General features: G+C 48.8%; 11 protein-coding genes. 3 read left to right on the top strand and 8 right to left on the bottom strand.

The window, feature by feature from the left end:
• The 3 genes from BUB54_RS18820 to BUB54_RS18815 form a co-directional block, all read right to left on the bottom strand.
• Positions 1–294, bottom strand: a 294-nt coding sequence (locus BUB54_RS18820) for a transposase (RefSeq protein ID WP_139285009.1), incomplete at its 3' end; no start/stop codon positions are given.
• A gap of 127 nt (positions 295–421) precedes the next feature.
• Positions 422–1,555 carry a hypothetical protein gene (locus BUB54_RS20555; RefSeq protein ID WP_139285008.1) on the bottom strand — a complete coding sequence of 378 codons (1,134 nt, stop codon included), beginning with the start codon at positions 1,553–1,555 and terminating at the stop codon, positions 422–424.
• A 12-nt stretch (positions 1,556–1,567) separates the two neighbouring features.
• Positions 1,568–4,276: a glycosyltransferase gene (locus tag BUB54_RS18815; RefSeq protein WP_158320143.1), complete on the bottom strand. Its 2,709-nt coding sequence runs from the start codon at positions 4,274–4,276 to the stop codon at positions 1,568–1,570.
• A gap of 274 nt (positions 4,277–4,550) precedes the next feature.
• On the opposite strand from BUB54_RS18815, the gene BUB54_RS18810 reads away from it, so the two are divergent.
• The gene (locus BUB54_RS18810; RefSeq protein ID WP_048880017.1) at positions 4,551–5,090 is read left to right on the top strand and encodes a hypothetical protein; all 540 of its coding nucleotides are present in this window, start codon (positions 4,551–4,553) and stop codon (positions 5,088–5,090) included.
• Between the two features lie 35 nt (positions 5,091–5,125).
• On the opposite strand, the gene BUB54_RS21670 is transcribed toward BUB54_RS18810, so the two are convergent.
• Entirely contained in the window at positions 5,126–5,908 is a 783-nt protein-coding gene (locus BUB54_RS21670) for a CatB-related O-acetyltransferase (RefSeq protein WP_082075754.1), read from the bottom strand.
• Positions 5,909–6,068: 160 nt separating this feature from the next.
• On the opposite strand from BUB54_RS21670, the gene BUB54_RS18800 reads away from it, so the two are divergent.
• Positions 6,069–7,307 (top strand): glycosyltransferase family 61 protein, encoded by a 1,239-nt coding sequence (locus BUB54_RS18800; RefSeq protein WP_073212013.1) that lies wholly within the window; start codon positions 6,069–6,071, stop codon positions 7,305–7,307.
• A 41-nt stretch (positions 7,308–7,348) separates the two neighbouring features.
• Here the strand turns inward: BUB54_RS18800 and BUB54_RS18795 are convergent, their stop codons facing one another.
• Entirely contained in the window at positions 7,349–8,146 is a 798-nt protein-coding gene (locus BUB54_RS18795; RefSeq protein WP_082075753.1) for a sulfotransferase family 2 domain-containing protein, read from the bottom strand.
• Positions 8,147–8,343: 197 nt separating this feature from the next.
• Between BUB54_RS18795 and BUB54_RS18790 the strand changes: the two genes are divergently transcribed.
• Complete coding sequence (locus BUB54_RS18790) at positions 8,344–9,858, top strand: Ig-like domain-containing protein (RefSeq protein WP_048880015.1); 1,515 nt, start codon at positions 8,344–8,346, stop codon at positions 9,856–9,858.
• Between the two features lie 12 nt (positions 9,859–9,870).
• On the opposite strand, the gene BUB54_RS18785 is transcribed toward BUB54_RS18790, so the two are convergent.
• The 3 genes from BUB54_RS18785 to BUB54_RS18780 form a co-directional block, all read right to left on the bottom strand.
• Positions 9,871–11,559 (bottom strand): glycosyltransferase family A protein, encoded by a 1,689-nt coding sequence (locus BUB54_RS18785; RefSeq protein ID WP_048880014.1) that lies wholly within the window; start codon positions 11,557–11,559, stop codon positions 9,871–9,873.
• Positions 11,560–11,576: 17 nt separating this feature from the next.
• The gene (locus BUB54_RS20550) at positions 11,577–12,389 is read right to left on the bottom strand and encodes a class I SAM-dependent methyltransferase (RefSeq protein ID WP_139285006.1); all 813 of its coding nucleotides are present in this window, start codon (positions 12,387–12,389) and stop codon (positions 11,577–11,579) included.
• Between the two features lie 143 nt (positions 12,390–12,532).
• Positions 12,533–12,994, bottom strand: a 462-nt coding sequence (locus tag BUB54_RS18780) for a cupin domain-containing protein (RefSeq protein ID WP_139285005.1), incomplete at its 5' end; no start/stop codon positions are given.

The following is a 12,994-nucleotide window of genomic DNA, read 5'->3' as shown; positions in this document are numbered from 1 at the left end:
TTCCGGCGTCGCCTCCTGTGAGGAAAAACCGCAAAACCGCCGGAATGACGCGCGATCATCCAAGGCTTCCGACAGTTTCACATCCGAGAGATCATACCAAACCGCCAGCAACATCGCCTTAAACAAGGCCAGAGGCGGCCAGGCTGCTTCACCTTTCGACGCGCCGTAAATGTCATCCAGTATGGCTTCAAGTGGTGCCCAATCAATCAAGCCCGACAGCTGGTCCAGGGACGATCTACCACACCCGCTATCAGGAAAATGCAATGCTTCCTGTCCAATCCGGCGACGCGGCATCTCAACCTCCAATTCGTCACCATAAAGAATCAGATAAATCCAAGCCGTTGCAACCCTACCCGCGCACAGGTCTCATAACATTTCTTTTCCACGACCGCTTTCGCGCGCAGCAAACTTCGCAAAGAGCCTATGCTGGCCAACGTTCAAGCAGTACTCTCCGGTGCTGATAGATTGGACCGGTGCCTAAAAGGGTATGTGGCCCTTCGCATTCTTGCCAGAGGGTTGGCGTGTGACCAAGTAAGCGTGATTTCAATGCTAAGTCTGCGAAGGCGAGTAAGGGGGAAGGTAAACGCCTATCGAACCCGCCGGTGCTGATGAACAAGTGCCTGTCCAGTACGGTTTGGAGATTTGCTGCGGCGACTCCGAACAGTGAAGACGGCCACGCCTTCGCATAGCCCAGTTCGCGCACGATGGTTGCAGGCTGGCTTCCTAGGATTAATTGATTGGGGGGTAGTGTTCCAAGTGCATCCAAAAAAACCCGAACGCTGGATTTTGTGCTGGAAAGAATACACAATGTTTGCCCGCGTCCCATGCGCGCGGCGATATTCAGACGTGGTATCACAGCGCCTGGCTGTAACACATAATTGAGATTGCGGATGCGTGCTCCTAAAATGGCTGTTTGCGGGTCTCTGCCGTCGTCGGCGAGAATGATCTCTGCCCGATGTGTCGAAAGTAGAGGATAAAGCCCCCTGAGCGCATCACGTGTTTGCCTCCATTGGGGAAGCGCAGGTAAAATAAGTGTAAATCTCGGGTTTGGAATCCAAGGAAGAGAGATTTCGCTTAAAGTGTTTGCCCGCTTTTGTTGTATGGATTGGGAGATGAGAGAGGAGCCTATTGCGTGCAGAGCTGAGGCAAAGGATTTTGCTTTTGGTTCAGCTTCATACCGACCCAAGCTATGCAAAACTTCGTAGGCACTGTGTTCGGCTTTGGTTAATCTTGTTTCGATAGGATCGCAAGAACTTTTGTCTTGTATAACGATGCGACCGAAGGTTGTGCCGGTGTGGCGTTCACGTGCTTCAATAATCAGGGATTCTTCCGAGCCTACAGGAACCTGAGGCATAGGCATTGAAAAACCATGATAACCGTCGCCAATTCCTCTTTCTCGGAGCTCGGTGTTCATGCGGGCTGAGATAGCTGATACAGCGAGGTGGCCGTTGACATAGATTTCAACGATACGCCGCTCGGTCGGACGATCCGGCGCCCAGCACCAACCTTCCAGTTTAGTGGCAGCATCGTTAGTGAGTTCACCAAGTATAATCATACACCACCGATCTTAAGCTAGGCCGAGCTTGTGTCGGTATCCCATGTCGATGGCATTCTTTAATTGTTTGATTCCCATCCCAGTCGAGAACTCCTCTTGCATCAGAGCTTGTCCATTTTTGGAAAGAAGATTCCAGAGAGCCTCGTCGTTGTAGAGGCGGACAATATCCCTAATAATGTCCTCCGCTGTATCTGCCACTAGCACATGTTTGTCTTTCTGTAGTCCCGCGCCTTCGACTCCCACAGAAGTTGAGACAATGGGAATGCCGTAGGAAAGCGCAGACATAATTTTGCCTTTTGCACCAGCGCCAACCCGTAGGGGACAGACGAAAATACGGGATTTATCGAATACTTCCCGCAGATCCTCCACCATGCCGGTGACAACCACGTCGCTTGATGCGAGTGCTAGAACGTCATGGCTTGGATTTGCACCGGCAATGATGAAACGTATGCCGGAAATTTTCTCCCGAAGAAGAGGAAATAGCTCTTTGACAAAATATTTTACTGCGTCGACATTAGGTGGATGTCTGTAACCGCCGAGGAAGCATATATCCCGTCGTTCAGAGAATTTTGACTTAGTACCAAAAAAATCGAACATCAGCGGCCAAACGGTGACCCTCGCATCAGGTAGCTCCTGGGATAGAATCTCAGCCTCAGTAGTGGAGTGAGTAATCGTACAATCCGCGAGCGTGATGAAATTTAGTTCCTTCTGTTTTAGCAGAGTGGCCTCCCGGAATTTTTCCTGGTTACCTTCAAGTTGTGCTTCGCGCTCAGTACGTAGGTAGTGAAGATCGGCCACGTGATATAGAAGTACGGCTTGTGGAGCGTACTGTCGGATGAGATCGTGTGTGCGCTCAAGCACGCTGACGCGGTACGCCAACACAATATCAAACATCCAACCATAACGGCGGATATAATTTTCGAATTTGACATCAAATGGCGCATATCCGCATTCGATGCCTTCCTTCATTAGCGCTGGCGTGTATGCTGGTTCAAACAGCCAGTTGTCTTCTGGAACGAAATACGTTTTGTAATTGAGTAGGCGAGCACAGCGGAGAGCTAAGACGGTTTGAACGGAGCCCGCGTCCTGATTCGGTGTAGGGGTTACCGAATCAATAACGAGTATACGCTTTCTGGCTTTTCGTTCGCGCTCGAAATAAGGCGCCTCGGCATTTGGTCGATGATCCTCGAGTTCTTCCCGCCAGCGCAGGAAAAGTTTTTTCAGGTTTGTTACCTGATAGGCTTTGGTGCCCGAGGTGGTATTAGTGCCGCCCGTCTTGCCTTCGTAATGAACAACACGAGATTGTGGTTGAAACCAAACTTCGTAACCGGCGGCGGCTACGCGCAGGCACAAGTCAGCATCTTCAGCGTAAGCGGGTGTATAATGCTTGTCAAAGCCTTGAAGTTCATTCCATAGAGATGTTTTCAGAAGCAAGGAGCAGCCTGAGATATAGTCCACTTGGCGCGCGTGACAATATTGAGGGCGGTTAGGGTCGTCGTTACGTCCATAATTCCAGGCGCTCCCGTCGCGCCATAATATGCCGCCTGCTTCCTGCAAACTACCGTCGGCATAGCACATCTTCGACCCAACCAAGCCGACATTGGGAAAAAGATCGAAGGTCTCTACCAATGCGTCCAACCAGTTTTCGACGACACGGGTATCATTGTTGAGCATCAATACGAACTTGCCATGTGCCAAGTCGCCGCCGCAGTTGCAGCTATTTATGAATCCGCCGTTTACCGCTTGTCTATGATAACGAACCTTAGATATTTGAGGAATATACTGGGCTGTTACTTTATCTGGGCCGCAGTCATCAATAATGATTATTTCTATACTGTAGCGTGTACGGTGTAGGAAAAGGCTTTCGATGCAATTCAGTGTATAGGGGAGCTGTCCGTAGACGGGGATGACGATTGAGACATCTGGCTTGCCCTCGGTCAGAATCGTGGCCTCGGGTACTGTCTTATTCAGCGCTTCGATACAGCTGTCATAGTCCGGTTTTTCCGATTCTAATGCGAAAGCGGAGAAAAATGTTTGACCTTTTCGCCCTTCAAGTACCACGTCGTCGTCCACCCTGCGGTCGTACAGGTCAAGTTTCTCTGGCATGAGGTCCTGGTCTTGCGCCAATGGCCAAGCGTGTTGTGTACGAGGCACATCGAAAAAGCCCTGCCCGCCGCCTGATTGTCCAGCGTAACCTTGCTGTGCCTCTAACTGTGCAAGGCGCCGGCGCAGCTCGAAGGTTCGCTCGTCGACTCTCAATAGGCGCTGACCCAACGCCTCAGCCCGCGCAATAGCAGGTTCTAGTATTTCTGAAGAGGAATGGTCGTCGTATGCCAACGTAGGAGAATGGGTTGGGGTTTGAAGCGAAATGGCATCAGACGCGCTCTCGTCGCCTGTCTCGAATATGCCACCGGCAAGATCCGGCAGCCCTTCGTTCGAGCCGATCCAGAGATAGAAAGCCTCACTTCCGCCCGCGGCGTGATCATGTAGTGCCGCGATACGCGCGAGCATATATGACGTTTCTGTAATGATTGAGCCGGAAATGGGGCGGCACACATACTGGACTATGTGGCATCCAGGGAAGGATGCCACATTTTCCAGCGGCGTACTGTGCAGGACCGCTAGGACACCGCCCTGTGGGAGCGTTCCCATTGCGTTATCTAGCTTCGTGATGAGGCTGTCGCCAAGTTCTGGGAGAAGGCAGAGCGTAACTTCGTTCATCTTGGGGGGGATGACTGAAGATATGCTAAAATTTTTCCCGTCCGAGTTCCTGACAGCGACCTCAGGCAGAAGCCCTATGGCAAGGGTGGAACGGCGCCTGTGTAAGGGAGCCAGGAATCGGAGCAGGTCATTCTGGAAGCCTGCAGTTATTGTGGAAGCTGAAGCATGACTATCCATGGCAAGCGATATTCTCCTATTTCGTTTATACACAAAAATTTATTGTGCATTGCAATAGTTTTGTGCTGTAAATGTTACTGTTTCTGGACTACCAGATATGGGTGAAGCGATATTTAGTGGGAATGTGACCATGCTCGTTACCAAGGATAGGAAAAAAGCCGGTAAGACAGTATCTGCGGGCTTCCCTCGGCTCAATACGGAACTGGGAATGATGCGTTTGTTCGGTACTGAGGACATTGACCGGCAGGGACTGGTAAGCGGTTGGGCCGAGCCTGAGGACGCCCATGTGTGGAACAATGGTCCGGTTGCTGCCCTATCCATTGCCATGAATATTCCTGATGAGCCTTGCAGATTGGTAGTGGAAGGAGAGCCATTTGTCAGTTCCCGGCAGCCAATGCAGGAGATCACGCTTTACGGGAATGGTATTTGGCTTGGGTTCTGGCGCTTGCGCAATGCTGAGCCTTCCGTAATGGAGGCACTGGTAGAGCCGGAAACTTTCTTCCGCCGCGGCGAGGAGGGGGTGTTGAACTTAGCTTGGTATATACCCACGAGCGTAAGGCCATCTGACATTGGGGTAAGCGGTGATGGGCGAGAGTTAGGGTTCGTGTTTAGGACGTTAGTGGTAAAGTCTAGTTAATAAAGTCTAGCTTCTCTAAAGTATTGATATGCATGTTATTTGACGGTCTTTACCAATAATTTAGGCTGCGCTTCGAGGATTGTCTTGATTTCTGCAGCCATGAGACGCTTAGGGTTGTATTTTTGTAATCTACCTTTAGAGAGCATTTCGTCTATGGCGTCACAAGTTTCTTCTGGACGCGAGAAATCAAGGTGGCCGATATCTGAGTAGGAATAATTCCACCAGGCGCAGGAAGATATCCGCTCCATAACTTTATCTGAGAAGCGATATTTTATAATTCGTCCAGGATTTCCGCCAACAATTGCAAAGGGAGGAACCGGCTTAGTAACTACAGCGTTCGACGCAATGATTGCGCCGTCTCCTATTTTTATTCCTCGCTTTATGTAAGAACGGCCTCCTATCCAAACGTCGTTGCCAATAGATATTGGCAAGTGTCTTTTTTGCATTCCTGGATCTTGAGGTTTTAAACTGGGTGTTTCATTTTTAGAAAAAGCACCCAAAATAAAATTGTGATCCCAAGTGACATTCGATGTTGTAAGCCAGTCTGTTGGGTGCTCTGAATCGCCAAGGGTAACAGAGGCTGCAATCGAACAATATCGCCCAATTTTTTCTACAAAGCGCCCAATTCTCGACCACGTGTAAGTAAAAGCCCCGATAGAGTGAAGGAACGGGGAAAATATTCCACCATATGCAGCGCTTGGGTATTCGATTTCAAAGTTTGGATCAAACCTATATGCTCCCGGAGCGAGCAATATCCAAAAGTTCTTTTTTAGATACTCTGAGCCGTCTTCGGTTAAGACAAAGTCTGTCCGCTGCATGGGGGGCTTTCCGACATAAGGAGATGGCAAATTACTTTGTTTATAAAATATCGGTCAAAAAGGCAAGTGTCAGTGGGAATTGACAATTAATTCCATTGCTTTGAAACATAATCTCGTCTGCTTGTTGTGTTGGAGCATTTAGTGTCAGGAAAAGAATTTTATGCTTTCAGATGATCTGTTGCCTTGCAATAGTACTCTTATACAAAAAGCCTCGCGCCAATTGAACATTGAGGTGCCGTCCTTCGATGTGGCATCGCAAGTAGAGTGGAGCAAAAAAGTTGCCTCCCTGCTCCCTAAGTGGGCAAATCAAAACTATGAACTTTCTGAACATGGGGGAGGGGAGGTGGCTTATACGTTAAATGAATGTGAAGTTAACCGATCGCCAGTAGAGTGGATTGGAGAAAAAGATAATCGTTTTCCTCGAGAAAGCGCTTTGGTTGGAGTGAAGACCGGAAGGTTGCAGTATATAAATCTGAAAAACGGGTGCGTCTTACAAATGGCAAATTTAGGACATTTGGTGATTGCTGGAGACAAGGTTATAGCACCTCTGAGTACACCTTATGCGCCTTTGATTCCTGTTGTTGATTTAGACATTCAAAAATGTATCAAGAATGCAGTACACGTGAGTGGGCATGCTTTGTTGATAGCGGATCGCTTCTGGGAGCCGAATTATGCTCATTGGCTTTTGGATGTTTTGGCTAGGTTTAGCATTTTTATCGAAGATAATGGCCTTGACTTCAGAATAATAGTTTCCCCAATTCAAAGGTCATGGCAAAGGCAAATGCTTGCTGCGGTGGGTGTTAAATCTGAAGACATAGTTGAACTGAACGGAAACACGGCAATTACGGCAGAAACTCTAATCGTCCCCTCAGATACGGGGGGAGCTGTTCAGCATCCTTGCTTGCGCGCTCATCCAACTGCGCTTGAAAGGATAAGAAAAAGCGTAAATATTCCTGAACTAAAGCATCTAAAGGACACCGTTGTTATAGTCTCGAGAGAAAAAAGGGGAACGCGTCTTCTAACAAATGAAATGGAATTGGTGGAAAGACTCGAGCGTTACGGCTCAGTATTGGTTGTTGATTTAGAAAATTTTAGTATAGAAGAGCAGTGGGGGATTTTTCATTGGAGCCGAGGAATATGTGCGGTTCATGGTGCAGGGCTAGCCAATACGATAATGTTAAAATCAGAAAGTTTTGTTGTTGAGGTGTTGCCGCCATCTTATGCAAATCCGGCGTTTTGGATGATCTCTCAAGGGGTGGGGGCCCGTTATATAGGGGTTACCGATGTCGTAGAAAACTGTTTTGATAGGCGCCCAATTCTGAGGGATGTACGCCTATCAAAACGGAGCATTGAAAGTATAACGGAAACGTTATTTCTAGGCAAAAATAAACCGTTCTAACAGTCTTGTGCTCTCTGTGTTCTTGCGGGGGCTCGCCAAGATTAGGTTTGGGAAAAAACTAAATTCGGAAGCGAGGGTTTATATCCAAACTTGACAAAATCTGGGGCATATTTTTTCTGAATAACGTTTGCAGCAACATTTGAGAAAAATATTTGGTTTTTTTCAAGCTTTTCCGATTCATTCATTTTGGGAGTGGATTCTTCGGAAAGCTTTAAGGGTATCTTAGCTGCTAACGTGCGAATATCATGGTCTATATTTTCGACTTTGTAAATCTGATCGAGAAGAAGGCTTCCGTTTGCGTCGCAGACCCAATTCCATTGTGGCAAAAATATTCCATCTGGCCCTGGCTCCTCATTAAAGAAACGAGATGTCACAAAAGATTCGAAATTTTCAAAATGATCCATGATCTCGCTGTTGGCCCAGTTGCGCCACTTTAGCAGAAATTGATAGGTCGATAAGGTGCGCGCAAAAGGATCGCGGACAAAAGCAAACTTAAAGCATTTGTCCCATACGTGTTCCCCAACGACATTGCGAACAACCTCCGCGCGTGTATGTTTTCCTATGCCAAACCTCTTCACGTAGGCGGGGGCAATGGATTCACCATAAATGGTTCCCCCAAGCTCGAGATCTTGCCATTGTGTATGATCGGAAAGAACTTTTGTGATCGTTGTTCCGGCATTTTTAGGGATATGGATGAAGATGAATTTATAGGTTTGGTTGATGATGGTCACTTGGTGAAAGCCTTCTTCTTCATATCTTTCGAAATTTAGAATATTAGCGCGCTTGAGAAAAGCTATTAACGTATCAGTTGAACTAGTATTTTTTGAGATTATCACCATTATATTTGTTTATCTATGGGTTTAGTATGGTTTTTGAGGGGATGGAAATAAGAATAATCTTGACAATATGATCTTATTCTAAGGTGGGCGCATACGGCTGTCCATCATGGTCATGAGGAAGGTTTTGGCGGATGGGTCAAAGGGGACCATGTTTTTTTTGGCGTGGCTCGGGTTACCTTCGGCTGTTAGAAGCAGTGATGCTGGCTACGATTGCAAGCATGCTTTTGTCGAGCAAAGCATGGCCGCTACCCGATCACGCCTCAATCGGTTTGAATAAATTCGATTTAGCACAACAATATCTCGGGTTGGCTAGCGGTGGCAATGGCCAACCTCAATATGTAGAAGTTGAAAGAGCAATGGCCAAAAAGGCGATTGTCGATGCTGAAGCTAACGGCGTACGCTTTCTTCGGGTGGCCATAACCGGCTATGCTCCTTCATTTTATAGCCAACGGAGTGATCTCTCTCTGTGGCTCAGCAACCCAGGGAAATACTGGGCTGCCATGGATGCTATGATGGATGATTTGCATAGTCATAATATACAAATCGTCCCGGTGCTGATGTTTAACGTGAACCAGTTTCCTGCTATGACGCATGAAACAGTAGGGGATCTTCTCGGTAACCCTCACTCGAAGTCCTGGTTCCTTCTGGTTAGGTATGTCACGGAGTTCATAAAGCGTTACCGGGGCAAACATCTGATTTTTCTCTATGAGATGACGAACGAACTGAATTTACTGGCGGATATAGATAATGTGAAATCCTGTCAGGAACGACTCAGCCCAGCGATGTGCTCGGTCAGATCGAATTTCACTTCAGCGCAGATGATGGCGTTCATCCAAAGATTCTACGGCCTGATCAAGTCACTGGATCCTTCTGTTCCTGTATCCACAGGGTTTTCCCTCCCCCGCCCCTCCGCGGCGCATTTGCGAGCGCATCCAGGTTTTTTGTACGGAAAGCCTGATTGGTCGCATGACAGTTTGTCGCGATCATTGCAGTATTTAGCATCAATAAACAAATATGCTAACGTCATCAGTGTGCATATTTACCCTGAATCAAGCATGGGCGGGATTAAAGCGACTGACCCACAAAAACTAATTCCTGTTCTAGAAAAAGAAGCTAAGGAACTAGGAAAACCCTTGTTCATAGGAGAGTTTGGCGCGAAGAATCCTGAAAGCCAAGCGGGCCAAAAATTCATAAAAGGCATGTTGGCTGCAATAACGCAAAACCATGTAGCCTACAGCGCGCTTTGGGTCTGGGAGTTCTATCAGAAAAATACTTACTCCACTTACGATACGCCTCCGACGCGCTATAATGTGGGGCCTGGGTACACAGATGGCGTTATTCATAGCATCAAAGCCGCTAATGCAAAGCTTGATGTAATGCCAGACCGTCTCACTTCTGCAGATGCAAAGCCAATTGTAGTAATTGACTATCCTTTGGATTGTCAAAGGGTTACTGCCCCAGTGCCCGTTTATGCGGTTGCAAGTATAGATGGTGGGGCAGTCACAAAGGTGAAATTCATTCTGGATGGCCATGTTGTCGGTTTTGCAACAAAGCCGCCATACCATGTAGAAATCTTGCCTGACATGCTTAATTCAGGGATACATCATCTAACCGCCGTGGCCTATGACGACACAGGAGTGACAGGTCAATATGAGACGGCGATAGTAGTTGGCGCCGACTATAGCAATAAGTGCGTGGTACCAACAAAGTAGAATGGTACCATATCAATCTCCTGACGTCGCCGCCGCTTCTATGCCATGCACAATCTTTGCATTCGGGAACAATCCGTCGAGTCCACTAAGCTTGTTACTCTCCGCCTTTGAGGCGTGGATCAGGTCTATTGTCTCCCCCTCCTGTCTCAAATACCCCTCCAGACTGGTATAGAATGGCACGGATAAGGCGCGAATACCTTCGCGCGCTACAATCCTGTACCCTTCGTTCTCGTGGCTATCGAATATATGGCCGTAGGTTACATCATATCCTTGTTCTACAAGCCTCTTTGCAGTGGCTACGCAGTCCGGCCCACCTGACAAGACAAGCGCGCGGCCAATCTGGCGCGGGGTGTCCCGCCTTGCGGTGGCTTGGTCAGATAGGTGTTTCGTCCAGCGCTGCTTTAACAAGTCGTAAAAGCCGGGTCTTGAAGCTAGATCTTCGGTCACCCAGTGCGACCGCATCTTTGCGCTTTCACGCCAAAGTACTCTGGCAAATGGCTGGTAGATAACGCTCTCTTGATGTTGACCAAAGCGCAGACACAAATCCAGTGTTGCAGCGGCAGGCTCTATTAGGGCAACGTCGAAGCCTCCTGCGGCGATGAAAGCGGCACGACGGAAAGCGACGGCATAGCTGCCCAGAGCGGCCACCTTGCAGACGTGGTTGCAAGTTGGATCGCCATCTATACGCCCAACGCCAATATCGGTAAAACGTTCGGTGTCACGTAAAATTAATCCGGCATGTTCTACTGTACCATCGCTGCGCGCAACTTTGCTGCCTACCGCCGCAATATTGATGGAAGCCGTAAACGGAGCACAAATCTCGTCCAGCCAACCGCGCTCCGGTAGAGCATGGGCAGAGAGGAAGGCGACTAACTCTGTCCGGCTCTCTGCTGCGACCGTGTTTCTCTCCGCAAGCAACTCCCCCTGCACCCGCAGATAGCGTAGACCGCGTATAATTGTTGGTAGAAGCGCAATGTCTTCTTGTGCTCCAGGATCTAGTAGAACTACATCGGCCTTTTCGCAAATGCCGTTGCTCAACAGTGCTTGGAGGCATTTGTAAACCTCAGCAAACGGTGCGTCTGCTTCCACGCAGATCGTAGCTACGGGAGTTTCCGAACGGGGCAGCGTGATTATGTCATAGGAAGCGCCGATTGTATTGAGGAGCGTGCCAAGTGGACCTTGCCCACTTACTCCAGTTTCGGCTTCTGCTGCGAGTTGCATGAAAAAACTGCCTATAGTTTGGAACAGCGCTGCGGAAGCTGCATTATTTTGCTGCGTAGACTGACTAAGCAATTCAGCAAGGCGCGACTGCAGCAGCTTCAACGTACCCTCGAGTTCAGCTACTCTATCGTCAATTGTAACGACATCGTTTCTAAATAAGAGAAATGGCTTTCCTAGAGTGACTCCTGTATTTGTCTCGCGCACAGAGATGCGAAGCTCACGCTTTTTTCCAAGAGCCTCATAAGGCAAAGGGAATTTGAAACCGTGGTGACCGTCATCTATCCCTGCATGGGCCAAGTCACCTCGGTACAACATGGCTGTGGTCGTTCCAACCGGCTCGTTGTCGACTAGAATCGTTAGGTTGAGCCTGAGGCCAGGTTGGTTTTCGTCCCAGCCCCAGCCTTCAACGATCCCGTCATTCGTAACGCGATCGATGTATCCAGATAGATTACGGGGGGTGGGGGTCGTGGTATCATTCATGCGGTGCTGGCCATGGGCTAACGAGTTGCGGAAAAGATGAAATTATAAGGCCCGAAGTAGCCAAGTTCCTCGGACCAGTAGAGATAAGCAGCTGCCCTGCTAAATCCGACGTCACGGAGCATGGAGAGGATATCCCATCCGATATCATGAACAGCACCACCAAATTCCGCTGGATGCAGTCCCTCCACGCGTGGCAAGTGTGTGGTGAAGGAAGAGGTTAATTCGGAGTGAGCATGAAATGGTATTGTAAAAATGAACCGTCCGCCGGATTCTAAAATGCGAAGAACCTCGAACAGTGCTGTTCTTAACATCGGAACTAAGTGAAGGTAATCCAGCGAAATAACAATGTGACGCGCCCTATCTCTATCCTCCAGCCTAAGGATAGGTTGGCCTATATCATTAAGCCCCCTAACGAGGCGAGGTAGATAGTGGCAGTTCCCAGTTTCCGCTTCGACCGACGAAGCCAATAAATCCGAAGAGCCGAAGATTGCTACCCTCATCCATTTTTGTAGCCCTGTCTTGGCTTTGAGGAAGTGAAGTACGGCGCGGTACCGATTAGGGAGGTGATAGCTGCACCCACAACGTAGCGTTTCACGCCAATTGGGAACGCGTTGATTGCTTGGCGTCTCCTCTCCTCCAGCCGTCACAGCAGTGAAGGTCGTTGGACATACGCATGCGCCGCAGGTCCCTTCCAATACAAAACTATCCTCGCTAGAGGCAAGGCTTTTTTCGAAAAGATACCTGCTATCAAGTACATGTTGCATTTTTGTACGCAACTGCTCAAACTCGGAAAAGGATTCAATCCGATTTGCCTCAAATTCAAGATTCAAAATCGTAATTATCCTTGGCTATTGTAAACGTATCCAATTCCACTCGTGGTCAGGATGCTGGTATGGTAATGTTTTGGCAATCTCTGCTTGCATAACATTCAAACCTAAAATATGCGAATCCATAAATCTTAGCATAATCATCTTTATGTTCTGCCGTAATTATCCTCTAGCCGCACGATGTCATCCTCACCGAGATAAGCGCCGGACTGCACCTCGATGAGAGTGAGCGGAATCCGCCCCGGATTATCCAGCCGGTGCACGCAGCCCAGCGGCAGGTAAACGCTCTCATTCTCCCGCACGAGAATTTCCTCCTCATCGCGGGTGACGAGCGCGGAGCCGGCCACCACCACCCAATGCTCGGCGCGATGAAAATGCTTCTGGAGCGACAGTTGCCGCCCCGGCCAGACCACAATCCGTTTCACCTGAAAACGGTCGCCCTGGATCAGGCTTTCATAAAAGCCCCAGGGCCGGTAGGTGCGGTTGTGGCTCTCGGCCTCGGGGCGTTTCTGGACCTTCAGTTTGTCCACGATTTTCTTTACGTTCTGGGCCTCGCTTTTATGCGCCACCAGCACCGCGTCCTGGGTGGTGACAACCACGAGGTCCTT

The sequence above is a fragment of the Acidocella aminolytica 101 = DSM 11237 genome (assembly GCF_900129125.1).
Lineage (GTDB): Bacteria > Pseudomonadota > Alphaproteobacteria > Acetobacterales > Acetobacteraceae > Acidocella > Acidocella aminolytica.
Note: the sequence above shows the minus strand (reverse complement) of the source record. Positions and strands in the feature narration are given on the sequence as shown.